Source organism: Humidesulfovibrio mexicanus, assembly GCF_900188225.1.
GTDB classification, from domain to species: Bacteria; Desulfobacterota; Desulfovibrionia; order Desulfovibrionales; family Desulfovibrionaceae; genus Humidesulfovibrio; species Humidesulfovibrio mexicanus.
Window position 1 is genome coordinate 43,370 of record NZ_FZOC01000007.1, and the last position, 23,739, is coordinate 67,108.

The window sequence follows — 23,739 nt, forward strand, 5'->3', positions numbered from 1 at the left end:
CATGACGGCACATACGAACCATTCCGCCCCCCGGCTGGCCGTGGTGGGCGTGCGCGGGGGCTGGTCCTCCGATCTGCTGGCCCGGCGCGCGGCCGAGGCCACGGGCTGCCAGCCGCTGGTCATCGAGCTGGAGCGCCTGAGCCTGGACCTTGGGACCGGCCGCGCCCTGTACGAGGGCCTGGACCTCTCCCGCTGCGGCGGGCTCCTGCTCAAGAAACTGGGGCCGGAGTATTCGCCCGGCCTGCTGGACCGGCTGGAGATGCTGCGCTTTCTGGAAGGGCGCGGGGTGCGCATGTTCTCGCGCCCCGGAGCTGTGGCGGGCCTGCTGGACCGGCTGGCCTGCACCACCACCATGGTCCTGGGCGGGGTGCCCATGCCGCCCACCACCGTCACCGAGGACCTGGACGCGGCCCAGGCCGCGGTGGAGGCCTACGGCGAGGCCGTGCTTAAGCCGCTGTACTCCACCAAGGCCCGCGGCATGATGGTGCTGCGGCCCGGGCCCGGCCTGCGCGCGGCGCTGGAGGGCTATCTTCGCGCGCAGGGCTTCTTCTACATCCAAAAGACTGTTGTCCTGGGCGAGCGCGACCTGGGCGTGGTGTTTCTGGGCGGGCAGTACCTGACCACCTATTCCCGCCGCCGCCAGCCCGGCGCGTGGAACACCACCACGGCCTCGGGCGGGCGCTACGAGCCTTTCGACCCCCCGCGGGAGGTCGTCGACCTGGCCTGGAGGGCGCAGAACCTTTTCGGCCTGGACTTCACCTGCGTGGACGTGGCCCTGACCGACAACGGCCCGCAGGTGTTCGAGGTGTCGGCCTTCGGGGGCTTCCGGGGCATTCTGGAGGCCAGGGGCCTGGACGCCGCACAATTGTACGCGGAGTACGCCGCGGGGAGGATCGACGCATGAGCAGGCACACGTATGTCATGAGCGCCCTGGCCGAGATGCTGGGCGGCGGCGCGCCGGCCCCGCACTCGCTCTTTCTGGATCTGGGCGACTGCCGCATGGAGGTGCGCTCCAACTCCGCTGCGCTGCTTCAGGCGCTGGACGCCTACTTCGGCGGCTTTGTGGCCGCGCCCGGCCCGGCGCAGGTGGCCGTCACCGCGCTGGAAGGACCGGCCCCCAACGTTCCCCTGGAGCTGGCGGTGAAGGAGCCCGACCCCGGCAAGACCAAGGTGAAGGAGGAGTTCGCCGACCTGCCCGGCGGGCGGCTGGTGCGCAAGGCCCTCACCGGCATGGTGTTCCTCTTCGGCAAGGAGTTGAATCTGGCCATGGGCCCCTGCCTTGCGAACGCCAACCAGGTGGTGAACTTCATCAACAACCGCTACATCGAGCACAAATTGCGCCAGGGCTGCCTGCTCGGACACGCGGCGGCCGTGGCCCACCTCATGGCCGACCCCGCCGGGGGGCGCCTGCGGGGACTGGCCCTGTGCGGCTTTTCCGGCGCGGGCAAAAGCACCCTGGCTATGCATGTCATGAGCCGGGGCGCGCTGTTCGTCAGCAATGACCGCTTGCTGGTGCAGCCCGGCCAGGCCCCCGGCCATGGAAACGGCCGCCCGGCGGCGCAGGGGGCGGCCGGACTGCGCATGTTCGGCATCCCCAAGCTGCCGCGCATCAACCCCGGCACCGCCCTGAACAACCCGCACCTGGCCGCCGTTGTGCCGGAAGAAGACCGCGAGCGTTTTTCCGACCTCCCGGCCGACGAGTTGTGGGAGCTGGAGCACAAGTACGACGTGTTCCTGGACGCCTGCTTCGGGGAGGGGCGCTTCGTGCTCCAGGCCCCCATGGACGGGCTGGTGGTGCTCAACTGGCGGCGCGGCGGCGGCGAGACCTCCATCCGCTTCGTCGATGCGGCCGAGCGGCCGGACCTGCTGCCCGCGTTCATGAAGGCCGCCGGGCTGTTCGCCCTGCCGATGAACGGCGACGCGGCCTGGCGCGACCCGGACCAGTCGGCCTATGCGGAGCTGCTGTCCCGCTGCGACCTTGTCGAGGTCTCCGGGGGCGTGGATTTCGGCCGCGCGGCGGACTTCTGCATCGAATACCTTGTGCACGGCTAGGCAGGGGGCGAACGTGGCCAAGACCTGGATCCGCCGCGAGGTGGAGATTCCCAATCACATGGCCCTGGCGCGGCTGGAGAAGTGCCCGGAGCTGGGGCCCCGGGTGCTGTTCTTCAGCGGGGGCACGGCCCTGCGCAGAACCAGCGCCCGGCTGGTGCACTACACGCACAACTCCGTGCACGTGGTTACGCCCTTCGACTCCGGCGGCAGCTCGGCCAAGCTCCGGCAGGCCTTCAACATGCCCGCCGTGGGCGACATCCGCAACCGGCTTATGGCCCTGGCCGACCAGAGCCTGCGCGGCAACCCGGAGATTTTCGCGCTCTTCGCCCACCGCCTGCCCAAGGCGACAGGCGGCCAGGACGAGCTGCGCCGCGAGCTGGACCGCATGGTGCGCGGCAGGCACGAACTGGTGGCGGGCATTCCCGACCCCATGCGCAAGATTGTGCGCAACCATCTGGCCATGTTCCAGCAGAACATGCCCGACAGCTTCGACCTCTCAGGGGCGAGCATCGGCAACCTGGTGCTGGCCGGGGGGTATCTGGCCAACCGCAGGCACCTGGATCCGGTGATCTTCATGTTCTCCAACCTGGTGCAGGTGCGCGGCACCGTACGCCCTGTGGTGAACAAGAACCTGCACCTAGCCGCGGAATTGGCCGACGGAGCCCTTGTGGTGGGCCAGCACCGCATGACCGGCAAGGAGACGGCCAGACTCTCCCAGCCCATCGCCCGCCTGTTTCTCTCCGACGAGACCGGCCGCCCGGTGGAACAGCCCATCCGCGACAAGATGCGCGGCCTCATCGCCTCGGCCGAGCTCATCTGCTACCCCATGGGCAGCTTCCATTCCAGCCTGCTGGCCAACCTGCTGCCGCGCGGGGTGGGCCAGGCCGTGGCCGGGGCCTCCTGCCCCAAGGTCTACGTGCCCTCCACCGGGGACGACCCGGAATGCCTGGGCCTGGGCGTGGCCGACCAGGTGGAGCGCCTGGGCCAAACCCTCATGGCCGACGCCCCCGGCATCCGCCTGTGCGACGTGCTGCACTACGTGCTGGTGGACTCGCGCCACGGGCAGTACCCCGGCGGGCTGGACGTGCCGCGCATACGGAACCTGGGCGTGGAGGTCATCGACTGCCCGCTCATCGGCTACGGCGCCAGCACGGACATCGACGACCGTTTTCTCGCGCCCATTCTGCTTTCCCTGGCGTGACCACAACGCCGCTGCACCACGTAACCCGACAGATGGAGGTGGCTATGGACAAGGACAAGATCGAGATGAAGGCCGTGATGGAGACCGCCGCCGTGGCCGACTACCTGGAGGCACTGGCCAGGGGGTTCAAAAAGGGACAGATCACCGTTGAAAAGGGCGGCGAAAGCCTGACCCTCATCCCGGTGGAGACCGCCGAGGTGGAGGTGGAGGCCCGCGTCAAGAAGGATAAGGCCCGCTTTTCCCTGGAGGTGACCTGGCGCGTGGCTCGCGAGCAGGATGACCCAACGGCCCTGCGCATCAGCGCCGAGGCCTCGGTGGGCGCGGGCAAGGACGGCCCCGCCAAGGCCCTTGAAAAGAAGGACCGCAAGGAGGAGGACAAGACGTCCGATGCGAAGCCTGCGGCCAAGCCCGAGGCCAAGCCTGCGGCCAAGCCTGCGGCCAAGCCTGAGGCCAAGCCTGAGGCCAAGCCTGAAGAAAAGAACGCCGCGATCCCCGCCGCCATCCCGTCTTCCGGCCCGGCTGTCTCCCCTGCTTCCGGCCCGGCCACGAAGCCCGCGCCCAAGGCCTAGACGCCGGACTTCCCCCTTCGACCCTGCCCCCGCCCATCGGCCCTGCGCCGGGGGCGGGGTTCGTCGTATCGCCGCGCCAGCGTCCCGGAACCGTGCGGCCCCGGAGCCCGGCGCGCTGCCGGAGTCCGGGGCCTGGAGGAAGGAGGCGGGGCTGGAGAGTCGTTGCCTATGCCGCGCGGGCCTGCTGCCCGGCGGGACCGCCCGCGTCCGGGCGCACAGGGCCGGGCCGGGGGCCGGAAGGCGGGCCCGGCTGGAACGTCGGCGTGGTGTCGGCCTCGCCGCGCACCGTGCTGGCGTAAATGTCCCAGGTGCGCAGGAAGGCCTGGTCAAAGGAGGTCTGGGCCGCGTGCTTGCGGGCCAGCACGGCCATGTCGGCCAGACGCTGACGGTCCAGCATCAGGTCCAGCACGCTCATGGCCAGGGCGGCCGGGTCGCCGGGCTCCACCACAAGTCCGGTGCGGCCCGGCTGCATGGCCTCGCGCGGGCCGCCAGCGCTGGTCACCACCACGGGCAGGCCGCTGGCCTGCGCCTCCAGCACCACGTTGCCGAAGGTGTCCGTTGCCGAGGGGAACACGAAGAGATCCGACCCGGCGTAGGCCTGGGCCAGGGCCTCGCCCGAGAGATAGCCGGTGAAGACCACGGGCAGGTCCGCCGTGGCCGCGCGCATCTCCTCCAGGTACGGCCCGTCGCCCACCACCACCAGCCGGGCGTCCGGGCGGTGGGCGTGCACCAGGCGGAAGGCCTCGGCCAGCACGTCCAGGCTTTTTTCGCGCGACACGCGGCCCACGTACAGCAGCTTGAACTGCCGTTCCAGGCCCAGGTCGCGGAAGAAGGCGCCTTGCCTGTCCGGGCGGAAGCGTTCGGCGTCCACTCCGCGCGGGTGCACCACGATGCGCTCCGCGCCGATGCCGCGCTGGGCCAGGTCCTGGGCGGTGCTGCGGCTGGGGGCGTAGATCGTGTCCATGCTGCCGTAGAACCAGCGCATGTAGCGCCAGGCCGTGTCCTCCATGGCCGGGTCCTCGGTGAACATGCGCACGTACTCCGGGAAGGCGGTGTGGTAGGTGCCGTGCACGGGGATTTTGAGGATGCGCGCGATGGCCAGCCCGGCCAGGCCCATGGGGCCGGGGGTGGCGGTGAGGATGCAGTCGAAGTCCTGCTCCGCGCACCAGGCGAGCAGCTTCAGGAACGGCGGGTAGTGCAGGGCGATCTCCGGATACTCCGGCAGCTGGAACGAGCCGATGGGCGCGAAGCGGGCCGCGCCGGGGCCCAGGTCGTCCGCCTCCAGCCCGGCCCCGCACGTGACCACGGTCATGTCCTTGCCGTGCTTTTCGGCCAGGGCGATTTGTTGCTGGATGGTGCGGGCCACGCCGTTGACCTCGGCGAAGGTGTCGGTGAAATGGGCCATCTTGAGGCCGCCGGGCTTGTGCCGAGCCGGCGCGTGGCCGAATGCCTCCAGGCACTGCCGGGCGAAGGCCCGCTCCGAGGCGAAGAGCCCGCAGGAGATGAGGAAGGGCGAGAGCATGGCGTAGAGCGAACCGGCCTGGGCCACCTCGTGCAGCAGGCCGAAGATGTCCGCGCGCTGCACGGCCGCCAGCGTGCGCCCGGCGAAGCGCGCAAGCATCCTGTCGGCCACGCGGGACACGAAGCGCCGCCAGGAGTCTTCGGGCTTTGCCGAAGCGTTGCGGCCCCGCGCGGCGTCCAGCATGGCCGCATCGGCGCGGATGACCCGCCCGGCCTCGGCCAGCAGCATGGCGCTGGTGGAGTTCTTGTCCGCGGCAAGGGAGAAGGCGGCCAGCCGGGCGCGGTCGGCCAGGGCGCGCAGCCTGTGCCCGAAGCCTCTGGGCCGCCTGGCGCGGGGGTCGAGCAGGGCGTTGGCGTAGCGCAGGCACAGATGGCTTTCCGGCAGCCTGCCCGCGCGGCTCTTGTAGAACTGGTAGGCGATGCCGCACAGGTTGTGGGCCATGTTCCAGGGGGTGGCGGCCTCGCCCTGCACCAGGCCCTCGCCAGCGGCCAGGCCTCTAAGCAGGGTGTTCACCGTGGCCGGGCCGGGGAAGCTGGTGTGCATCCGGGCGATGCCCAGGGACGAATGGTCGTCGCTGCCGGCCACCAGCGCCTTTTCCCAGGGCGTGTCGCCGAAGGGGGCGATGCCGTGCTTGCAGGCCAGACGTTCCACGTCCTCGCGGCCAAGCCCGCCCACGATGCGGCGCAGGGCCCGGTTCTGGCCCTCGTCGCGCGAGCCGTTGAGCTCCAGGACGTTGAAGAGCAGGAGCGCCTGCTCGAAGTGCTCCGCGGTGAGCTTGCCGTTGACCGCGAAGAGCGGGTGCGCCAGCACATGCACGATGCCCTGGGCGCGCAGATAGGGGACCAGCTCGAACACGTCCCCGCGCACGCGCTGGATGTCCGCGTGCTGGGCCTCGGTGATGTCGTAGGCCAGCACGTGCAGCTTGCAGCGGTCCTCGGGGAAGTAGGTGGTGATCTCCTCGCTGACGAAGGCGCCGGGCAGGTGGGCGATCTCCAGGGCCCCGGCGATGGTGTTGTGGTCGGTGATGGTGACGAGCCCCATGCCCAGCGCCCGGGCGGTGTCGTAAATAGTGCGCGGGGCGGTGAAGCTCTCCGGGCAGCCCATGCGCTGGAGCACCCATTGGGAGGGCCGCGTGGAGTGGCGCGAGTGCACGTGCAGGTCGATGCAAAAGCGCTGACGGTCGGCTGCTGTTTCTGTCATGCTGGTCTCGCGGCGGCCGTGGGCGTCAGGCGCAGCGCGGCAGCGGGCCGCGCTCCCGGTCGGACTGGCAGTGCACGCACAGCCGCGCCGTGGGGTTGGCGAAAAGCCGCGCCAGGGCGATGTCCTCGCCGCAGTCCTCGCACACGCCGTAGGTCCCGGCGTCCATGCGGGCAAGGGCCTCCTCTATCTCGGCGCGCCGGGCCTCCATGCGGCGGCGCAGCACCAGCTGCATCCCCACCTCCACCACGCGGGAGGCGTACTCGTTTTCATCGGCGCAGGCGTCGAGCCGGGTGGCGTCGTCCATGTCCGGGTCCGGGGCGACAGGGGGCATGAGTCCGTTCAGGGCGTCCATCAACTGCTGGCGAAGGTTCGTCTGCATGGCGTGTCCTCCTGGTTTGGCGGAAGGCCCGGCTGTACCGCCGAGCATGAAGACGGCTATCACGCGCCCGGCGGGCCGTGGTTACCGTGCCGTTACGCCAGGGGAACAAGTGCGCGGCTTCGAGGCGGAGCGGCGAGACCCCGGAGCGAAGCGGGAGTCGGGGCGGCGTTGCCTTGGGAGCGCCTTTGGGCTAGCGTTGCGCCATGCCGTCGGCAGAAAGCCGCCACCGTTCGAGCCAGGAGGAGCCCATGCGCGCACCATTTCCGCTTTCCCGAACCGCGTTCGCGGCCGCACTTGCCGCGCTTCTCGCCGCCGCGCCGCTGGTCTGGCCCGGACAGGCCCATGCCCTGAGCATGGGCGGCCTGTTCGGGTCGCCCGTGGACGCCGAGTTGGTGGGACGGGTGCCCCAGGCCAAGCGCGAGGGCATCAACAAGGCCGAGTTCCTGCTGGCCTGCGCCAAACAGGATCAGGAGCTCGCGGAGCTGAAAGAGGAGTTGGCCGACCGCCAGGACGACCTGGCGAGCCTCTACGCCAAGCTGGCCAAATGCCAGACCCGCGCCGCGGAGATCGCCCTGGACATCGCCAAGATGGAGGCCGTCATGGGCAGCAATCTGGGCAAGGGCGAGGAGAACCGCAAGGTGCTCGACGGGCTTAAGAGCGACCGCGCCGAGAACGACCTGGAATGCCGGGAGCTCAAGTCCAAGATCGGACCAGCCACGCTGATGGTGCGCGACTGGACCAATCGCGTGGCCGCCAAGGAAAAGGCCGTGGCCGAGTTCAAGGCCCGGAGGCCGTCTCTCTCGGGCATCGCCGCCCCGGCCCCTGCGCCCGCTCCGGTGGTTCCCGTGGACGATCCAGTGGAGATCGTCCGGCCCCAGCCCGGCTCTGCCGCGTCCCAGCCAGAAGCCTCGCCAGCGGTTCCGGCGTCCGAGGCCGACCTCAAGAACTAGGCGCACCCGCGCAGTCCCGGCACGCGCCCCGGAGGGGACGCCCATGACCAAGAGACAGAAAGGCGCGGCCGCTGCCGCTCCGTACGCACCCACGCCCGCCGAGACGGCCGCCGAGGCCGCCCGCGCGGGCTTCGAGCTGTCCGCGCCGCAGGCGGAGGCCTTGTCCCGCTACCTGACCCTGCTGCTCAAGTGGAGCCGGGCCATGAACCTGGTGGGCCGCACCGGCTGGCCCGAGGTGTTCCGCGACCTGGCGGCGGACAGCCTGCACCTGGCGCGCTTTCTGGCCGAAGCGGGCCTGCCGCCGAATCCGTTGACCCTGGACCTTGGGGCGGGCGCGGGCCTGCCCGGCATCCCCCTGCGGGTGCTCTGGCCGGAGGGCGAGTACGTGCTGGTGGAACTGCGCGAAAAACGGGCCATTTTCTTGACCCAGGCCGTTGCGGCCGTGCGCTTGGCGCGCACCTTCGTGCTGCACGGCCGGGCCGAGGGCGCCGTGCAGGCCCTGCCGGGCCTTGGGCTTTTGCGTCCGCGCCAGGGCGCGGACCTGGTGCTGAGCCGGGCCTTCATGCCCTGGCCCAGGCTGCTGCCCCTGGCGGCCGGGCTTTTGGGCCCGGACCGCGCAGAGGCAGGCGGCAAACTGGTGGTGCTGGCCAACGAGGCCCCGCCAGCCGCCATCGGGGAGGGCCTGGGCGCGGGCTTCCGGCTGGCCGGGGCGCGGGAGTATCCGGCGGGCGGGGGGCGGCGCTACTTCTGGTTGCTGGAGTTGGACAGGGTCTGAAGCATTCCGCCCTTGAAGATGAGGCGGGTGGCCAGTTCGTCGGCCTGTTCGGCCAGGTCCATGAGCTTCTCCAGGTATTCGAGGATGGCGTGCCGACGGGCCTCGTCCCCGTTTTCGAAGTCAAAGGTCAGGTCGCCGGAGCTGAAGTACTGTTCGAGCTTGTCCAGGTAGGCGGAGTCGAGCATTGTCGCGTCCTTTGGCCGTGGGGGGCCGTTTCAGTCGTGGTGATAGGGCAGGCCCTTGTTGATGCTGGCGGCGCGGTACAGCTGTTCCAGCAGCACCACGCGGGCCAGCTCGTGCGGCAGGGTGATGCGTCCCAGGGAGAACATGGCGCCGCCGTTTTTGGCCCGGCCGCGCAGCTCGTCGGACAGGCCGAAGGCCCCGCCCACGATGAACCAGGGCGTGCGGGCCGCGTCCTCCCAGGCCTTGATGCGCGCCGCGAGCTCCCGGCTGGACCAGGTTTCGCCGCGTTCGTCAAGGAGCACGGGCGTGGCCCCGGCGGGCAGCTTGGCCAAAATGTCGCGGCCCTCGCGCTGGGGTTTTTCCGCAGGCGGGCAGGCGGCCGGGGCGTCCTTGACGGTGACGAAGTCGCAGCGGGCCAGGCGGGAGAGCTTGAGGGCGTACAGCTCGGCCGCGTCGCGCAGGGCGGCCTCGCGGCATTTGCCCACAAACAGGCAGCCCAGCGGCACTAGCGGCGCTCCAGCCGGGCCGAGAGCCTTCCCTCGTCCGCCAGCAGCACCCGCACGAAGCCGCCGTCCCCGGCGAGGCCGGGATTCAGCACATGGCAGCGGCCCAGGCGCTCCTCGCCCTGGCCTTCGTGGATGTGCCCGCAGACGCAGATCTCGGGCTGGGCGGATTCCAGGAAGGCGCGCACGGCCCGGCTGCCGACGCTTACGCCGTTTGGCAGGCGGTCCAGCCCGGTGCCGTGGGGCGCGTTGTGGACCACGGCCAGCACCCGGCCCCCAGGCCCGGCCAGGGCCAGGGCCGCGGCGTGGGCCTGGTCCAGCCAGGCGGCCAGATCCGCCTCGGACGCCTCGCTGGGCGTGTCGAATGGGGTGGGCGTGGACCAGCCGACGCCCATGAGGGCCAGGCCGGGGGCCAGAAGCCGCGCCGCACGGTGGATGTTCGCGCCCTCGGCCTCAAGGAAGCCGGTGACGCCGGGCTCGTCCATGTTGCCTATCTGGGCCAGCACGGCGGGGTTGGCGCGCCGTGCGGCGGCGAGCACCAGTCCGGCCTCGCGCGGGCCGCCCCGGTTGGTCAAATCGCCGGAGATGATGAGCCCGTCGGCCCCGGCCACGCCTGGAATGCCAGCGAACACTCCCGCATCCTCATGCACGTCGCCCAGCACGATCCACTCCATGTTGCGCCTCTTCTGGTTCTCATACGGTGTGGGCATCCACCCGCAGAAATTGGGGAAATCGCTATGTTCCGACTGGGGGACGGGGAATTTTCCCCTTCCATTCGGGGCGGTCATAGCATACACAAAATCACGGCGCAAAGGGTGCGGGGGCGCCCGGAAATCAAGCGTTTTGGGGGGGAGAAGATGACCGATGCGAGCCAGGAGAAGGACCGGCTGCGGAAGAGTCTGGTGGAGCGGCGCATGGCGCTGACGTCTGAAGAGGTGGCCCGCGCCAGCCAGGCCGTGGCCGAGCGCATCCGTGCGCTGCCGGAGTGGAAGAACGCCTGGTCGGTGCTTTTGTACTGGCCCATCAAGAACGAGGTGGACACGCGGCCGCTTCTGGAAGAGCTGTGGGCGCGCGGCGCCAACGCGCTTTTGCCCCGCTGTCGGCCGGAGCAGCCCGGATTCATGGACCTGTGCGCCTGCTCCTGCGAGGAGGATCTGACGGAAGGGTCGTTCAACATCATGGAGCCCGCGGCCTGCTGCGCCACCAGCGAGGACTCCGGCGAGCCTTTTGTGCCCGATCTGGTGCTGGTGCCCGCCGTGGCCTTCGACGCCCACGGCTACCGCTTGGGCTTCGGCGGCGGCTATTACGACCGCCTGCTGGCACGGCCCGAGATGGACGAGGCCGTGACCATCGGCCTGTGCTACGAGTTCCAGCGCCTGCCCGTGCTGCCCACCAACGCCTGGGACGAGCCGGTGCAGGCCGTATGCACCGAGCGCGAGCTCAAGTGGTTCCGGTAGGGGACTGGCGGTGATCGGGACCGTCGAGTTTCGTTTCCCGGGCCTGGAGGGGGTGCGCTGCGTCTTCACCACGCGCAAGGGCGGGGCGAGCCCGCCGCCCTTTGACGGGGCCAACCTGTCCTTTGACGTGGGCGACGATCCGCTGGCCGTGGCGGCCAATCGCCGCGCCCTGGCCGCGCAAATGGGGCCGCAGCTGTGGTGCGAGCTGCGCCAGGTGCATGGCGATGTGCTGCACCTGGACCCCCGTCCAGCGCCGCTTGAGGAATTCGCCGCGCGCGGGGCCGTGCTGGAGGGCGACGCCCTGGCCACGGCCCGGACCGGCGTGGCCCTGTGCATCAAGACCGCGGACTGCCAGCCCATTCTGCTGGCCCATGAGACCGGGCGCTTCGTGGCCGCCCTGCACGCGGGCTGGCGCGGCAACGTGCTGAATTTGCCGGGAACGGCCGTGGCGCGGCTGTGCGCGCGCTACGGCTGCGCGCCGGGCGAGCTCTTCGCCGTGCGCGGCCCCAGCCTCGGCCCGGACAAGGCCCAGTTCCTCAATTTCGCCCAGGAGTTCGGGCAGGAGTTTCTGCCCTATTTCGACCGCCGGGCCGACACCGTGGACTTGTGGCGGCTCACCCGACATCAGCTTGAGCGCGCTGGCCTTGCGCCGGAGCGCGTCTTTGGCCTGGACCGCTGCACCCTGTCCGAGCCGGAGGCCTTCTTCTCGTACCGCGCCGCGCGTAAGACCGGCCGCATGATGTCCGTCATCTGGCGGCAAGATTAAGCTTTTTCCAGAGGGGCGGCTTCACAGGCGGGCGGAAGTGGGGTAAAGCGGATTGCAACCCCGAACCGTGAGGTCCCCATGCTCAAAGGAATCTATCGCGTCGAGTTCCAATCCAGCCTGGCCACAGTGGGCGACGGCATCGTCGTGTTCGACGCCTGCGGCGTGCACGGCGCCAACGACACGCACGTCTACCGCGGCGTGCAGGAGGGCTTTGGCGATGCGCTGCGGCTCGATGTCGAGATCCGGCATCTTCGGGGCGAGAAGTACCCGTCCTTCGGCCCGCTTTCGGCCATCAACCTGGATCTGGAGGTCAGCGAGATGACGCCCGAGGGTTTTCGCGCCGTGGGCGCCGTGCGCGAAGCCAGGAACATCCGGCTGCACGTGTTCGGCCACAAGCTGGCCGACCTGGCGGATCTGGCCGTCTTGACCGGCCCGGAGGACGCGTGCTCCCCGGACGGGGAGTAGCCGCGCGGGCACTGTTTCCGGGAAGGCCTCAGCGTTGCAGGCTGGTGAAGATGGCGATGATGAGCAGCACGATGACGACGCCGAGCAGCAGCTTGACCGACAGCCAACCGGCGGCCTTGGGCTGGGCTGCGTCTGGCGGGGGGGCTGCGGCCGCGCGGGCCTGCGGCGGGGCCAGGCGTTCCAGGGCCTTGCGCTTGCCCCAGCGGTAGCCGAAGAAGACAAGGGCGAGGGCGATGAGCAGTCCGGCCTTGGTGAACATCGGCGCTCCGGTGTGTGAGGGTGGAAATGGACGGGGCGTTCCGGGAATGGCCGAAACGCCCCGCCTTGCGTTGTCTAGATGACCTTGTTCAGCGGGTATTCGATGATGCCTTCCGCACCCAGGGCCTTGAGCTCCGGGATGAGGTCGCGCACGATGCTCTCGTCCACCACGATCTCCACGGACAGCCAGGCCGGATCGGACAGGGCGCTCACCGTGGGCGAGGTGAGGCTGGGCAGCAGCTCGGCCGCCTGGTCCATGCGCGCCTTGGGCATGTTCATCTTGAGCCCCACCATGCGCTCGGCCTTGAGCGCGCCCTGCAAGAGCAGGTTCATCTTCTCGATCTTGGCGCGCTTGAAGGGGTCTTCCCAGGCCTTCTTGTTGGCGATGAGCCGGGTGTTCGTGAGCAACAGGTCCTTGATGATCTTGAGGCCGTGGGCGCGGATGGTGGTGCCGGTCTCGGTCACCTCCACGATGGCGTCGCACAGGCCTTCCACCACCTTGGCCTCGGTGGCGCCCCAGGAAAAGGCGACCTCCACCGGGATGTTGCGCTCTGCGAAGTACTGCTTGGTGAAGTTCACCAGTTCGGTGGCGATCTTCTTGCCCGCCAGGTCCTCCGGGCGGGTGCAGGGGGAGTCTCCGGCCACGGCCAGCACCCAGCGCGCGGGCCGGTTGCTCACCTTGGAGTACACGAGGTCCGAGACGACCACGACGTCGGAATTGTTCTCCAGAATCCAGTCCTTGCCGGTCAAGCCCACGTCGAGGGTGCCCTGCTCCACGTAGATGCTCATCTCCTGGGCGCGGCACATGCTGCAGGCTATCTCGTCGTCGTCGATCTCCGGGAAGTAGTTGCGGGAATGCAGGCGGATCTTCCAGCCGCTTTTTTCGAAGAGTTTTATGGTGGCGTCCTGAAGGCTGCCCTTGGGGATGCCCAGTTTCAGCTTGTTCTCGCTCATTTTCCGTAGACCTCCTTGGGATCGAAGACCATGGGCGAACACTCGCGTACGGCGTCGCCATCGATTTCACGGTAGAAACAGCTCTTGCGGCCTGTGTGGCAAGCCGCCCCGCCCATCTGGGTCACCTGGATCAGCACCGTGTCGGCGTCGCAATCCAGGCGGATGGTATGGACCTTTTGCACGTGTCCGGAGGTGCCGCCCTTGTGCCACAGCGTGTTGCGGCTGCGGCTGTAGTAATGCGCCTCGCCTGTCTCGATGGTTTTGTCCCACGCGGCCTCGTTCATGTAGGCCAGCATGAGCACCTCTCCGGTCTGCGCCTCCTGGGCGATGACCGGCACGAGCCCTCCGCACTTTGCAAAATCCGGTCTGAGCATGAATACCTCGTGAAATGGCGTCCGCGCGGGCCGGTTTGCGGGCCACGCGGCGAGAGCGGGTATACGCAATCGCGCTGGGCTTGTCCAACGCGGCACGGCTGCGCATATTTCATCATGCTGAATATGATATTCCCCATGGCGGACACCGGGAAGGCGCGGCCAGGATTATTTAACGCTCGGAATTTTTAGGAGTATTTATTTCATACCTTGAAAAGGATTTTTGCCGCGAAATTCTTGACTGAACAGTATGAATTGGATAGTCACCGGGAAGCAAAATATCCCCTCGGGTTTTGGCGGAATTTCGCGACGGTCTCTTGCGTGGGAGGCCGCGGGTCTTGTTTCACGGGCTGGGGCGCACCCTCCCAAACGTGCGAGGCAAGGAACAACGACATGGATAGAAGAGTGCTGCTGCTGAGCGCCGGGACCCTGTTCTCCCTGGCCCTGGTCTCCGTCCTGAGCCTGGAAGCGCAGGGAGTGGGAGAGGCGCGGGCCAACGCCGCCGCCAGGGCCGACGTGGTGACCATCGACGCCATGAAGGAGCTGGGCGCGCTGGAACTGCCGCCCGTCACCTTCCTGCACGACAAGCACGTCGAGGCCGTGAAGGGCTCCGGCGCGGAGTGTTCGGCCTGCCACCTGCAGAAGGACGGCAAGCTGCTGGTGAGGTTCAAGCGCGAGCAGAACGCCTCCTTTGCGGAAACGAAGAGCGTCTATCACCAGAACTGCATCGGCTGCCACACCGACCTGGCCGCCAAGGGCCGCAAGACCGGGCCCCAGGACGGCGATTGCCGCTCCTGCCACGACGCCAGGCCAAGGGTCGTGTCCGTTCGCCAGCCCGCAGGTTTCGACAACGCCCTGCACTTCCGCCATTCGGAGTCGCGGGAGATCCCCTCCGGCGTCACCGGTGCGTCCGGCGAGGCGGTGAAGGACAACTGCAACCGCTGCCACCACGAGTACAACACGGACGCAAAGAAGACCTTCTACGCCAAGGGCAAGGAGCAGAGCTGCCGCGCCTGCCACCAGGAGAAGGCCACCAAGGAGGTCCGCAGCATGGCCCGGGCCTCGCACGAGTCCTGCGTAAGCTGCCACCTGTCCCTGGCCAAGGCCGGGAAGAAGCAGACCGGACCGGTGGACTGCGTCGGCTGCCACGGCAAGGAGGCCCAGGCCCAGACCGCGGCCAGGAGCATGGCCGCCGCGGCCAAGGCCCCGGAGGGCGCGAGCCTCATCCGCCGCGGCCAGCCCGAGCTCACCCTCATGAGCATCAACAAGCCCGACCCGGGCGTGAAGCCCCTGGCCATGAGCCCGGCGGTGTTCAACCACAAGACCCACGAGAAGAACGTGGCCGCCTGCCGCTCCTGCCACCACAAGGAGATGAAGGCGTGCAACGCCTGCCACACGGTGCAGGGCTCCAAGGACGGCGGCTTCGTGCCCCTTGAGCAGGCCATGCACCGCGCGACCGCCAAGCAGAGCTGCGTGGGCTGCCACAACACCAAAAAGGCCGATCCCAAGTGCGCGGGCTGCCACGACCTCATGAAGGCCCGCAAGAATCCGCCCGCCGACAGCTGCACGAAGTGCCACATCGGCGGCAAGCTGGCCGTTCCGGCAGAGCCCGGAGCCATGCCCGCCTACTGGAGCATGAAGCCGGAGGAGAAGGCCGCCGCCGCGAAGACCCTGCTGCAGGGCCGTCCTGTCAAAGCCGACATCTACGCCTTGGAGGACATCCCGGAGAAGGTGGTCATCAACGCCCTGGCGGACGAGTACGAGGCCTCGGTGATGCCCCACCGCAAGATCGTGCTGAAGATGGCCGAGGGCATCAAGGATTCCACGATGGCCGGCGTGTTCCACGCCGATCCTGGAACCCTGTGCCAGGCCTGCCATCACAAGGGCCAGGCGGGCGGGACCAAGAAGCCGCCCACGTGCGCCAGCTGCCACGCCAGGCCCTTTGACGCCAAGAATCCCGGCCGTCCGGGCCTGAAGGCCGCCTACCACGGCCAGTGCATGGGCTGCCACCAGTCCATGGCCCTCAAGAAGCCGCTCAACACCGATTGCGCGGGCTGCCACACGGAACGCAGGAAGTAGGCCGGACCCCGGCACAACAAGGAGCACGTCCATGAAGAGAAGACAGTTTCTCGGCTTGCTGGGCGCCGCGGGGATCACGGCCACCCTTGGCGCTCCCGCGCAGGCCGCAGGCGGCAAGACCTTCGACGGCCATCCCGAGGCCAGGGGCGTTCTGTTCGACGCCACGCGCTGCATCGGCTGCCGCAAGTGCGAGGCCGGCTGCAACACGGTCAACAAGCTGCCCGCCCCGGCGAAGCCCTTCACCGACCTTGCGGTGCTGGACCGGGAGCGCCGCACCGACGAAAAGACCTATACCGTGGTCAACAAGTACCAGGGCGAAAACGGCCCGGTGTTCCGTAAAACGCAGTGCAACCACTGCATGGAGCCCGCCTGCGCCTCGGTGTGCTTCGTGCGGGCCTTCACCAAGAACCCGGACGGATCGGTGACCTACGACGCCAGCGTGTGCGTGGGCTGCCGCTACTGCATGGTGGCCTGCCCCTTCAACATTCCGGCCTATGAATACGACGACCCCCTTACCCCGCGCGTGATGAAGTGCACCATGTGCCACGACCAGATCGCCAAGGGCGAGATCAATGCGCCGGGCTGCGTTTCCGCCTGCCCCAAGGAGGCGCTGACCTATGGCCGCCGCGAGGATCTGATCGAGATCGCCCGCGAGCGCATCCGCAACCATCCTGGCCGCTACGTGCAGCACATCTACGGCGAAAAGGAGATGGGCGGCACCAACTGGCTGTACATCTCCGGCGAGAGCTTCTCGACCCTGGGAATGCGCGAGGACCTGGGCGCCAAGAGCGTGCCGGAGATCAGCGCCGGGCCGCTTTCCGTGGTGCCCATGGTGGCGGCCCTGTGGCCCGCCCTGCTTGGCGGGGTGTGGGCCATGAACAGGCGCAAGGAAAAGGTGGCCGAGGAAGAGCGGAAGGCCGCGGTCACGGCCGCCAAGGCCGCGACCAAGGCCGAGGCCGAGGCCAAGCTGGCCAAGGCCATGAAGGACGCCGAGGACGACAAGAACCGGGCCATCGAGCGCGAAGTGAAGCGCGCCCTTGAGGAGGCCGAAGCCGCCCGCAAGGAGGCCGAAGCCGCCAAATCCGACGCCGCCGACAAAGACGGGGAGGGGGCCTAGATGACCATCGACAAGAAGACGCTCATGACCCCGGCCAACATCATCACCGGGATCATCCTGGCCGTGGGCCTGGTCATCACCGTGCTGCGGTTCACAAAAGGCATTGGCGCGGTGACCAACCTGGACCAGAACAACCCCTGGGGCCTGTGGATAGGCTTCGACCTGCTGTGCGGCGTGGCCCTGGCCGCGGGCGGCTACACCACAAGCGCGGCCTGCTACCTCTTCGGCATGAAGAAGTACCACTCCGCCGTACGCCCGGCCATTCTGACCGCCTTTTTGGGCTACGCCCTGGTGGTCTTCGCCCTGCATTACGACGTGGGCCGCCCCTACCGGCTGGTGTACCCCATCTTCGTGCAGCCGGGCACCACCTCGCTGCTCTATGAAGTGGGCCTGTGCGTGTTCCTGTACGTCACGGTGCTGGCAATAGAGTTCAGCCCCGCCGCGTTGGAGTGGCTGGGCATGAAGAAGCTGCGCAACACCGTGCACAAGCTCACCCTGGCGCTCACCGTGTTCGGCGTGGTGCTCTCCACCCTGCACCAAAGCTCCCTGGGCGCGCTCTACATCGCCATGCCGAGCAAGATCCACCCCCTGTGGTACTCGCCGTACCTGGCGGTGCTCTTCTTCGTGTCCAGCATCCCGGCGGGCCTGTCCATGGTCATCTTCGAGGGCGCGCTGGCCCACAAGCCCTGGCGGCACATGATGGACAAGACGCACCTGGACGAGCACGAGGGCGTGATTCTGGGCTTTGCGCGCGGCGCGTCCATCGCCCTGGCAGCGTACCTGTGCGTGAAGCTGGTGGCCGTGGCCTACGACGACAATTGGCGCTACCTGGCCACGGGCTGGGGCGCGTGGTGGCTGGTGGAGGTGCTGGGCTTCGTGGCCCTGCCGAGCCTCTTGTACGCCATCGGCAGCCGGGAAAAGAACATCACGCTCATCAAGTGGACGGCCGCGCTGACCGTGTTCGGCATCATCCTGAACCGTTTCAACGTCTCGATGATCGCCTTCAACTGGCAGCTTCCGGCGGACCAGCGCTACTTCCCCAGCTTCCTTGAAATCATGCTCTCCATCTTCGTGGTGACCGTGGGCGTGACCGTGTACCGCTTCATCGTCAGCCGTATGCCCATCTTCTTCGAGCACCCGGAATACAAGGACGCCCACTAAAGGAGGCGCGACGTGGAATACCATGTTTATCACGACTTCATGATGCACACCAAGAGCGTCACGTACATCCTCATGGGGCTGTTCGTGCTGGGCTTCTGGGGCTTGTGGGCCTTCATGACCTCGCGCGACGAGGAGCTTCACACGTTCCCCGAGCACGACAAGGAGTAGGCCATGTACCAATTCATCACCGGACCGCTTCTGTGGCTTACCTTCCTGGTCTTCGTGGGCGGACTCGCCTGGCGGGTTTACTCCTACATCAAGGGGCTGGACTGGAAGCTTGACCGCGTGGCCTACGGCACCCAGACCGCCTACGGCTGGCGCGGGGCCTTGCGCAGCATCGGCGCGTGGATCGTGCCCTTCGGCTCCCAGGGCTGGAAGGTGAAGCCCATCTTCACCATTCTCTTCTTCGTGTTTCACATCGGCATCGTGGTGACCCCGCTGTTTCTGGCCGGGCACCTGGTGATCCTCGAAATGCGCTTCGGCTTCGCCTGGCCCGCACTGCCCATGGCCCTGGCCGACGTGCTCACCGTGGCCATGATGTGCGCGGGCCTCTTCATTATCGTCCGGCGCATCGCCCTGCCGGAGGTGCGGATCATCACCAGCCTCTACGACTACCTCCTGCTGGGAATCACCATCGCGCCCTTCTTCAGCGGCTTCATGGCCGTGCACCAGCTGGGCGGCGACCACGTGTTCTGGCTTTATGTCCACATCCTGTCCGGCGAGCTCATGCTTCTGGCGATCCCCTTCACCAAGCTGTTCCACGTGGTGGGCTTCTTCCTTTCGCGCGGGCAGCTGGGCATGGATTACGGCATCAAGCGCGGCGGCATGAAGGGCACGAACATGGCCTGGTAGCCGCACGGCCGCCACGCCCCAAAGCAGTCAAGGAGAGCAACGCAATGCCCGAAGGCACGTTCTGCAACCGGACGCCCGTGAACACCCAGGAGGCCCTTGAGGCCCTGCTGGCGGACAAGGGCGGCAAGCAATACTACGCGGAGATGGAAGAGCTGGACGTGGACGTTCCCAAGCTCGCCGCCGCAATCGAGAACACCTGCAAGTCGCGCACGCGCACCTGGCTTGAGATGTGCGCCCACTGCGGCCTGTGCGCCGACTCCTGCTTTTTGTACCTGGTGAACGACCGCGACCCCAGGCAGGTGCCGGCCTACAAGATCCAGTCCACCCTGGGCGAGATGGTCACGCGCAAGGGCGACGTCGATAACGCCTTCATGCGCCGCGCCATGGAAGTGGCCTGGAGCCAGTGCACCTGCTGCAACCGCTGCGGCCAGTACTGCCCCTACGGCATCGACATGGGGGTGATGTTCAGCTACCTGCGCGGGCTTCTGCATTCCCAGGGCTTTGTTCCCTGGGAGCTCAAGATCGGCGCCGGAATGCACCGCGTGTACAAGGCCCAGATGAACGTCACCGACGAGGACTGGACCGAGACCTGCGAGTGGATGGCCGAGGAGGCCCAGGACGAGTGGCCGGGCCTGGAGATTCCCATCGACAAGGAAAACGCGGACATCATGTACACCGTGAACGCCCGCGAGCCCAAGCACTACCCGGAGGACATCTCCGAGGCGGCCATCCTCTTCCATGTGGCGGGCGAGAACTGGACCGTGCCCAGTTCCGGCTGGGAGCAGACCAGCCTGTCCATGTTCGCCGGGGACTGGGAGGCCTGCCGCCTGCAGGTGGAGCACGTGTACGCCGCCATGGAGCGCCTGAATCCCAAGCGCTGCGTGGGCACGGAGTGCGGCCACGCCCATCGCGCCACGGTCATCGAGGGCCCCTACTGGGCGGGACGGCCCGACGGCCTGACCCCCCGGCCCTACATGCACTACGTGGAGTGGCTGGCCGAAGCCCTGCGCCTGGGCAAGATCACGATAGACCCGGCCAAGCGCATCAAGCAGCCGGTGACGTTGCAGGACTCCTGCAACTACATCCGCAATCACGGCCTCAAGGAGATCACCCGCGAGATCGTCAGCTACATCGTGGAGCCCGGCTACTTCGTGGAGATGAGCCCCAACAAGGAGCACAACTTCTGCTGCGGCGGCGGCGGCGGCTTCAACGGCATCGGCCGGTTCCGCAAGCAGCGCAACCGCGCCCTCATGAAGAAGCGCGACCAGATTCTCGCCACCGGCGCCAAGCTGGTCATCGCGCCGTGCCACAACTGCTGGGACGCAATCCGCGACCTTGAGGAGGAATTCAAGATCGGCATCAAGTGGAGCTTCCTCAAACCGCTGGTCATCAGCATGTTGGAAGTGCCCGAGCACTTGAAGCCCCAGGAAGACGAATAGGTCCGCACAGGCGCGGCGGGGGAGGGTGCGAATGGCGTTCCCTCGCCGCGCAATCCCCCCCCACCCGCATTCCGCCCGGAGAGGTCCATGCGCCTGAGCACGAAATGCCGCAACGGCACACGGATGCTTCTCGACATCGCCGAGCATTGCTGCTCGGGGCCGGTGTCCATGGCCGGGATATCCCAGCGCACCGGCATCAGCGCAAAGAACCTTGAAAAGCTTGTCCAGCGGTTCAAAACGGCCGGTCTGCTGGTCTCCAGGCGCGGCCCCAAGGGCGGCCACATGCTGTCCAGGCCCGCAAGGCGCATCACCCTGGGCGACATTGCGCGCGCCCTGGAGGAGGGCGCAGACTCCATGGGCTGCGCGCCCTCCCCGGCCGCCTGCGCCCGCTGCCCGCACAGCGGCGACTGCCCCGCCAGGGGCACATGGAAGAAGGCCGGCGCGACACTGTTCGCGGTCCTGGACGCCCACACCCTGCACAGCCTGCTCAGGCATCGATCCTGAAAATGCTTCCCTCTATTTTTGCCCCTCCACTTGTGCGAACGCGTACATTGGTCTAAAGCGTTGAATTGCGGAAGCCGATAGAATGCAATCGGTCTCCACGGCGGCGCGCGACGCCATTGCGGCCTGCACCCCCGGCAAGCCCTGTTTCGGCGACGTTTTCCACAAAAACTGTCGGCGCATGGCGCGGGCAGACACACTCTCGATGTGGAGGGGCCCATGCTCAAGAATCTCGGTTTGCGGACAAAGTTGCTTGGCGGTTTCCTCATCGTGGCGGCCATCACCCTGGTGGTGGGCGGATTGGCCTTCTTCCAGCTTACCTCCCTGGCGGAGAAAAGCGCGCGCATCAGCACGGTGGACCTGCCCGGAGTTCAGGAATCCCTCGCCATCAAGGCCGAAATCTACAGCGTCGGGCAAAGCCTGCGCACCCTCATGAGCCCTGAGATCGGCAAGGAAGACCGTCTGCGGCAGTTCGAGAACATCGGCAAGGCCCGCGAACGTTCCGCCAAAGCCATGGAGTCCTACGAGAAATTGGACGTGGACGACAAGGCCAAGAGTCTTTACGAGGACTTCAAGGCCAAGTTCCTGGCCACGCGCGAATCCAACAACAAGGCCGTTGAATTGGCCCGCAAGGTGATCGAGTCCGACATCCTCAAGCCTGATCTGCTGCAGGCGGACCTGCAGCAGTTCCGCGGCGACCACTACAAGCTCGCCGACGAACTGGCCACCATGATTCTTACCGGCAAGGCCTTCGAGGGCGGCGACGACCACACCGCCTGTGGTTTCGGCAAGTGGGCGGCGGGCTTCAAGACCGAGAACAAGGCCGTAAGCGAGGCCCTGGCCCAGGTGGCGGCCTCGCACCAGCGCTTCCACCAGTCCGTGGGCGAGGCCAAGAAGGCCATGGCGGGCGGCGCGGGCGGTCAGGCCAAGGCCAAGGCCCTGTATGTGGGAGTCACCGCGCCCGCAGCCGAAGAGACCTTCCAACAGTTCCGCAAGATGCGCGAGGAGGCCGCCAAGAGCCAGGCGCTCTTCGCGGAGATGTCTGGCGTGCTCATCGGCGATTCGCGCACGCGCATGAACACCGCCCTGGCCGCGGCCGATGCCCTGGCCGAGCACCACAAGAACGCTGCGGAAACCGCCGCCAAGGAGCTTCTCGTCAGCTCCGCCGTGAGCCGTACCGTGGTCCTGGTGGGCGTGGCCCTGGGTGTGCTCATCGCCGCAATTTTGGGCATAGCGCTTACGCGCAGCATCACCGGCCCGGTGCTGCTGGGCGTGGGCTTCGCCAAGCGCATGGCCGAGGGTGACTTCACCGGCCAGCTGGATATCGACCAGAAGGACGAGATCGGCGTGCTGGCCCGCGCATTGAACGACATGGTGGCCCGCCTGCGCGTGGTGGTGGCCGACGTGCGCAGCGCAACCGACAACGTGGCCTCCGGCTCCGAGGAGCTTTCCGCCTCCAGCGAGTCGCTTTCCCAGGGCGCCACCGAACAGGCCGCCGCCATAGAGGAAGTCTCCTCCAGCATCGAGGAGATGGCCGCCAACATCCGCCAGAACGCCGACAACGCCCAGCAGACCGAACGCATCGCCCTGCAGGCCGCCAAGGACGCCCAGGAGGGCGGCGTGGCCGTGGGCAAGGCCGTGGTGGCCATGAAGAACATCGCGGAGAAGATCTCCATCATCGAGGAGATTGCCCGGCAAACCAACCTGCTGGCCCTGAACGCCGCCATCGAGGCCGCGCGCGCGGGCGAGCACGGCAAGGGCTTCGCCGTGGTCGCCGCGGAGGTGCGCAAGCTCGCGGAACGCTCCGGCAACGCCGCCGGAGAGATCAGCGAACTCTCCAGCTCCACCGTGGACGTGAGCGAAAAGGCCGGTGAAATGCTCATGAAGCTCGTGCCGGACATCCAGCGCACCGCCGAACTCGTGCAGGAGATAGCCGCCGCCACCGGAGAGCAGAATTCCGGCGCGGAGCAGATCAACAAGGCCATTCAGCAGCTCGACCAGGTCATCCAGCAGAACGCTTCGGCGTCCGAGGAAATGGCCTCCACCAGCGAAGAGCTGTCCAGCCAGGCCCAGCAGCTGCAACAGACCATGAGCTTCTTCCGCGTGGACGGTGGCACACAGGTCATGCGCCGCGCCAAGCCCAAGGCCCTGCCCGCGGCCCCAAGCTCCGGCAAGGCGGCCAAGCCCACGCCGCCGCCTGCGCCAAAGCCTTCCGGCAACGCGAAGAAAAGCGGCATCGAGCTTGACTTGAGTCCCGATACGGAGGACGGCGAGTTCGAGAAGTTCTAGGCACGAACAGGAGACATCCACATGGCAGAAGCAAGCGCCATCGAGACCAGCCAGCACCTGACCTTCACCCTCGGCAAGGAAGTCTTCGCCCTGGACATCGCCAGCGTGCGCGAGGTGCTCGAACTGACCTCCATCACCAAGATTCCGCGCACCCCGGACTTCATGCGCGGCGTCATCAACCTGCGCGGGCACGCCGTGCCCGTCATGGACCTGCGCCTGAAGTTCGGAATGCCCAGGGCCGAGGCCACCGTCGATACCTGCATCATCATCGTGGAGGTCGACTTCGAGGGCGACCGCATCATCATGGGCGGCATGGTCGATTCCGTGCGCGAGGTCTTCGAGATTCCCGCAGACCGCATCGAGGTCGCACCGCGCATGGGCACCTCCATCAGCACCGAGTACATCAAAGGCATCGGCAAGCAGGACGACGTGTTCATCATCATCCTGGACATCGCGCGCATCTTCTCCGCCGCGGAGCTTGCGCTTGCCCGCGAGGCGCAAAAGGACGCGGCGTAGCTGAAAACACGACCAGGGGCGCCGCCCCTGGAACCCCGCCGGGGGGCTCCGCGCCCCCCGGAGCCCCTGCGCACGCGTCGGCGTGATCGCGCCCTTCGCACAAGACGTGGCCTTGCTGAATGCGTCCCGCCCTGCCTGCTTCCCGACCGTGGCGGATACGATGCGCTCAAACAGCGAGCG

26 protein-coding genes are annotated in these 23,739 nt (G+C 67.6%); 18 read left to right on the top strand and 8 right to left on the bottom strand.

Translation table 11 applies throughout. The annotated features are described in order from the left end of the window. Position 1 precedes the first annotated feature (1 nt). Genes CHB73_RS13420 through CHB73_RS13435 form a run of 4 tightly spaced genes read left to right on the top strand, consistent with a single transcriptional unit; the run spans position 2 to position 3,822 of the window. Positions 2-904 (top strand): GAK system ATP-grasp enzyme, encoded by a 903-nt coding sequence (locus CHB73_RS13420; RefSeq protein ID WP_089275116.1) that lies wholly within the window; start codon positions 2-4, stop codon positions 902-904. Next, positions 901-2,052, top strand: coding sequence for an HprK-related kinase B (locus tag CHB73_RS13425; RefSeq protein WP_089275117.1), 1,152 nt, complete (start codon positions 901-903; stop codon positions 2,050-2,052). The genes CHB73_RS13420 and CHB73_RS13425 overlap by 4 nt, the downstream gene beginning before the upstream one ends. Positions 2,053-2,065: 13 nt before the next feature. Then, positions 2,066-3,253 (top strand): GAK system CofD-like protein, encoded by a 1,188-nt coding sequence (locus CHB73_RS13430; protein ID WP_235641614.1) that lies wholly within the window; start codon positions 2,066-2,068, stop codon positions 3,251-3,253. A 44-nt stretch (positions 3,254-3,297) separates the two neighbouring features. Then, the gene (locus CHB73_RS13435) at positions 3,298-3,822 is read left to right on the top strand and encodes an amphi-Trp domain-containing protein (RefSeq protein ID WP_179217047.1); all 525 of its coding nucleotides are present in this window, start codon (positions 3,298-3,300) and stop codon (positions 3,820-3,822) included. 166 nt (positions 3,823-3,988) lie between these two features. On the opposite strand, the gene CHB73_RS13440 is transcribed toward CHB73_RS13435, so the two are convergent. After that, positions 3,989-6,544, bottom strand: coding sequence for a glycosyltransferase (locus CHB73_RS13440; RefSeq protein ID WP_089275119.1), 2,556 nt, complete (start codon positions 6,542-6,544; stop codon positions 3,989-3,991). Between the two features lie 25 nt (positions 6,545-6,569). Further along, on the bottom strand, positions 6,570-6,923 hold the full coding sequence (locus CHB73_RS13445) for a TraR/DksA family transcriptional regulator (protein WP_089275120.1): 354 nt from the start codon (positions 6,921-6,923) through the stop codon (positions 6,570-6,572). Positions 6,924-7,171: 248 nt separating this feature from the next. Here CHB73_RS13445 and CHB73_RS13450 point away from each other — a divergent pair, with 248 nt between their 5' ends. Continuing rightward, positions 7,172-7,873, top strand: coding sequence for a hypothetical protein (locus CHB73_RS13450; RefSeq protein WP_089275121.1), 702 nt, complete (start codon positions 7,172-7,174; stop codon positions 7,871-7,873). 43 nt (positions 7,874-7,916) lie between these two features. Beyond that, on the top strand, positions 7,917-8,648 hold the full coding sequence (locus CHB73_RS13455) for a 16S rRNA (guanine(527)-N(7))-methyltransferase RsmG (RefSeq protein WP_089275122.1): 732 nt from the start codon (positions 7,917-7,919) through the stop codon (positions 8,646-8,648). Here the strand turns inward: CHB73_RS13455 and CHB73_RS13460 are convergent. Genes CHB73_RS13460 through CHB73_RS13470 form a run of 3 tightly spaced genes read right to left on the bottom strand, consistent with a single transcriptional unit; the run spans position 8,615 to position 10,008 of the window. Next, complete coding sequence (locus tag CHB73_RS13460) at positions 8,615-8,833, bottom strand: hypothetical protein (RefSeq protein WP_089275123.1); 219 nt, start codon at positions 8,831-8,833, stop codon at positions 8,615-8,617. The two genes, CHB73_RS13455 and CHB73_RS13460, sit on opposite strands and share 34 nt — an antisense overlap. Positions 8,834-8,863: 30 nt before the next feature. Beyond that, entirely contained in the window at positions 8,864-9,337 is a 474-nt protein-coding gene (locus CHB73_RS13465; protein WP_089275124.1) for a 23S rRNA (pseudouridine(1915)-N(3))-methyltransferase RlmH, read from the bottom strand. Next, positions 9,337-10,008: a metallophosphoesterase gene (locus tag CHB73_RS13470; protein ID WP_089275125.1), complete on the bottom strand. Its 672-nt coding sequence runs from the start codon at positions 10,006-10,008 to the stop codon at positions 9,337-9,339. The genes CHB73_RS13465 and CHB73_RS13470 overlap by 1 nt, the downstream gene beginning before the upstream one ends. A 183-nt stretch (positions 10,009-10,191) precedes the next feature. Here CHB73_RS13470 and CHB73_RS13475 point away from each other — a divergent pair, with 183 nt between their 5' ends. The 3 genes from CHB73_RS13475 to CHB73_RS13485 all read left to right on the top strand — a co-directional run bounded on the left by CHB73_RS13475 (position 10,192) and on the right by CHB73_RS13485 (position 12,022). Next, a complete protein-coding gene (locus tag CHB73_RS13475; protein WP_089275266.1) occupies positions 10,192-10,791 on the top strand; it encodes a 5-formyltetrahydrofolate cyclo-ligase in 600 nt (199 codons plus the stop codon). A gap of 10 nt (positions 10,792-10,801) precedes the next feature. Then, a complete protein-coding gene (locus tag CHB73_RS13480) occupies positions 10,802-11,557 on the top strand; it encodes a polyphenol oxidase family protein (RefSeq protein ID WP_089275126.1) in 756 nt (251 codons plus the stop codon). A gap of 78 nt (positions 11,558-11,635) precedes the next feature. Beyond that, entirely contained in the window at positions 11,636-12,022 is a 387-nt protein-coding gene (locus CHB73_RS13485; protein ID WP_089275127.1) for a GrlR family regulatory protein, read from the top strand. A gap of 28 nt (positions 12,023-12,050) precedes the next feature. Here CHB73_RS13485 and CHB73_RS13490 read toward each other — a convergent pair whose 3' ends face one another. The 3 genes from CHB73_RS13490 to hisI all read right to left on the bottom strand — a co-directional run bounded on the left by CHB73_RS13490 (position 12,051) and on the right by hisI (position 13,608). Further along, positions 12,051-12,281: a hypothetical protein gene (locus CHB73_RS13490; RefSeq protein ID WP_089275128.1), complete on the bottom strand. Its 231-nt coding sequence runs from the start codon at positions 12,279-12,281 to the stop codon at positions 12,051-12,053. A gap of 74 nt (positions 12,282-12,355) precedes the next feature. Next, positions 12,356-13,234 (bottom strand): ATP phosphoribosyltransferase, encoded by an 879-nt coding sequence (gene hisG / locus CHB73_RS13495; protein ID WP_089275129.1) that lies wholly within the window; start codon positions 13,232-13,234, stop codon positions 12,356-12,358. Beyond that, complete coding sequence (gene hisI, locus CHB73_RS13500) at positions 13,231-13,608, bottom strand: phosphoribosyl-AMP cyclohydrolase (RefSeq protein WP_089275130.1); 378 nt, start codon at positions 13,606-13,608, stop codon at positions 13,231-13,233. The genes hisG and hisI overlap by 4 nt, the downstream gene beginning before the upstream one ends. Before the next feature lie 390 nt (positions 13,609-13,998). Here hisI and hmcA point away from each other — a divergent pair, with 390 nt between their 5' ends. The 9 genes from hmcA (at position 13,999) to CHB73_RS13540 (ending at position 23,559) form a co-directional block, all read left to right on the top strand. Then, positions 13,999-15,684: a sulfate respiration complex hexadecaheme cytochrome HmcA gene (gene hmcA / locus CHB73_RS13505; protein WP_089275131.1), complete on the top strand. Its 1,686-nt coding sequence runs from the start codon at positions 13,999-14,001 to the stop codon at positions 15,682-15,684. A 31-nt stretch (positions 15,685-15,715) separates the two neighbouring features. Next, the gene (gene hmcB, locus CHB73_RS13510; RefSeq protein WP_089275132.1) at positions 15,716-16,801 is read left to right on the top strand and encodes a sulfate respiration complex iron-sulfur protein HmcB; all 1,086 of its coding nucleotides are present in this window, start codon (positions 15,716-15,718) and stop codon (positions 16,799-16,801) included. Continuing rightward, positions 16,802-17,962, top strand: coding sequence for a sulfate respiration complex protein HmcC (hmcC, locus tag CHB73_RS13515; protein WP_089275133.1), 1,161 nt, complete (start codon positions 16,802-16,804; stop codon positions 17,960-17,962). 12 nt (positions 17,963-17,974) lie between these two features. Beyond that, the gene (gene hmcD / locus CHB73_RS16890) at positions 17,975-18,130 is read left to right on the top strand and encodes a sulfate respiration complex protein HmcD (protein WP_179217045.1); all 156 of its coding nucleotides are present in this window, start codon (positions 17,975-17,977) and stop codon (positions 18,128-18,130) included. Between the two features lie 3 nt (positions 18,131-18,133). Beyond that, the gene (hmcE, locus tag CHB73_RS13520; RefSeq protein ID WP_089275134.1) at positions 18,134-18,814 is read left to right on the top strand and encodes a sulfate respiration complex protein HmcE; all 681 of its coding nucleotides are present in this window, start codon (positions 18,134-18,136) and stop codon (positions 18,812-18,814) included. A 44-nt stretch (positions 18,815-18,858) separates the two neighbouring features. Next, complete coding sequence (gene hmcF / locus CHB73_RS13525; RefSeq protein WP_089275135.1) at positions 18,859-20,253, top strand: sulfate respiration complex iron-sulfur protein HmcF; 1,395 nt, start codon at positions 18,859-18,861, stop codon at positions 20,251-20,253. A gap of 87 nt (positions 20,254-20,340) precedes the next feature. Then, a complete protein-coding gene (locus CHB73_RS13530; protein WP_089275136.1) occupies positions 20,341-20,757 on the top strand; it encodes an RrF2 family transcriptional regulator in 417 nt (138 codons plus the stop codon). A 216-nt stretch (positions 20,758-20,973) separates the two neighbouring features. Further along, complete coding sequence (locus CHB73_RS13535) at positions 20,974-23,043, top strand: HAMP domain-containing methyl-accepting chemotaxis protein (RefSeq protein WP_089275137.1); 2,070 nt, start codon at positions 20,974-20,976, stop codon at positions 23,041-23,043. Positions 23,044-23,064: 21 nt separating this feature from the next. Continuing rightward, the gene (locus CHB73_RS13540) at positions 23,065-23,559 is read left to right on the top strand and encodes a chemotaxis protein CheW (RefSeq protein WP_089275138.1); all 495 of its coding nucleotides are present in this window, start codon (positions 23,065-23,067) and stop codon (positions 23,557-23,559) included. The last annotated feature ends 180 nt before the right edge of the window (positions 23,560-23,739 follow it).

What these genes read in the sequence shown, in the direction of transcription:
- CHB73_RS13420 (WP_089275116.1), top strand. Translation starts at nt 2, where the DNA reads ATGACGGCACATACGAACCATTCCGCCCCCCGGCTGGCCGTGGTGGGC.
- CHB73_RS13425 (WP_089275117.1), top strand. Translation starts at nt 901, where the DNA reads ATGAGCAGGCACACGTATGTCATGAGCGCCCTGGCCGAGATGCTGGGC.
- CHB73_RS13435 (WP_179217047.1), top strand. Translation starts at nt 3,298, where the DNA reads ATGGACAAGGACAAGATCGAGATGAAGGCCGTGATGGAGACCGCCGCC.
- CHB73_RS13440 (WP_089275119.1), bottom strand. Translation starts at nt 6,544, where the DNA reads ATGACAGAAACAGCAGCCGACCGTCAGCGCTTTTGCATCGACCTGCAC.
- CHB73_RS13445 (WP_089275120.1), bottom strand. Translation starts at nt 6,923, where the DNA reads ATGCAGACGAACCTTCGCCAGCAGTTGATGGACGCCCTGAACGGACTC.
- CHB73_RS13450 (WP_089275121.1), top strand. Translation starts at nt 7,172, where the DNA reads ATGCGCGCACCATTTCCGCTTTCCCGAACCGCGTTCGCGGCCGCACTT.
- CHB73_RS13455 (WP_089275122.1), top strand. Translation starts at nt 7,917, where the DNA reads ATGACCAAGAGACAGAAAGGCGCGGCCGCTGCCGCTCCGTACGCACCC.
- CHB73_RS13460 (WP_089275123.1), bottom strand. Translation starts at nt 8,833, where the DNA reads ATGCTCGACTCCGCCTACCTGGACAAGCTCGAACAGTACTTCAGCTCC.
- CHB73_RS13470 (WP_089275125.1), bottom strand. Translation starts at nt 10,008, where the DNA reads ATGGAGTGGATCGTGCTGGGCGACGTGCATGAGGATGCGGGAGTGTTC.
- CHB73_RS13475 (WP_089275266.1), top strand. Translation starts at nt 10,192, where the DNA reads ATGACCGATGCGAGCCAGGAGAAGGACCGGCTGCGGAAGAGTCTGGTG.
- CHB73_RS13485 (WP_089275127.1), top strand. Translation starts at nt 11,636, where the DNA reads ATGCTCAAAGGAATCTATCGCGTCGAGTTCCAATCCAGCCTGGCCACA.
- CHB73_RS13490 (WP_089275128.1), bottom strand. Translation starts at nt 12,281, where the DNA reads ATGTTCACCAAGGCCGGACTGCTCATCGCCCTCGCCCTTGTCTTCTTC.
- hisG (WP_089275129.1), bottom strand. Translation starts at nt 13,234, where the DNA reads ATGAGCGAGAACAAGCTGAAACTGGGCATCCCCAAGGGCAGCCTTCAG.
- hisI (WP_089275130.1), bottom strand. Translation starts at nt 13,608, where the DNA reads ATGCTCAGACCGGATTTTGCAAAGTGCGGAGGGCTCGTGCCGGTCATC.
- hmcA (WP_089275131.1), top strand. Translation starts at nt 13,999, where the DNA reads ATGGATAGAAGAGTGCTGCTGCTGAGCGCCGGGACCCTGTTCTCCCTG.
- hmcB (WP_089275132.1), top strand. Translation starts at nt 15,716, where the DNA reads ATGAAGAGAAGACAGTTTCTCGGCTTGCTGGGCGCCGCGGGGATCACG.
- hmcC (WP_089275133.1), top strand. Translation starts at nt 16,802, where the DNA reads ATGACCATCGACAAGAAGACGCTCATGACCCCGGCCAACATCATCACC.
- hmcE (WP_089275134.1), top strand. Translation starts at nt 18,134, where the DNA reads ATGTACCAATTCATCACCGGACCGCTTCTGTGGCTTACCTTCCTGGTC.
- hmcF (WP_089275135.1), top strand. Translation starts at nt 18,859, where the DNA reads ATGCCCGAAGGCACGTTCTGCAACCGGACGCCCGTGAACACCCAGGAG.
- CHB73_RS13530 (WP_089275136.1), top strand. Translation starts at nt 20,341, where the DNA reads ATGCGCCTGAGCACGAAATGCCGCAACGGCACACGGATGCTTCTCGAC.
- CHB73_RS13535 (WP_089275137.1), top strand. Translation starts at nt 20,974, where the DNA reads ATGCTCAAGAATCTCGGTTTGCGGACAAAGTTGCTTGGCGGTTTCCTC.
- CHB73_RS13540 (WP_089275138.1), top strand. Translation starts at nt 23,065, where the DNA reads ATGGCAGAAGCAAGCGCCATCGAGACCAGCCAGCACCTGACCTTCACC.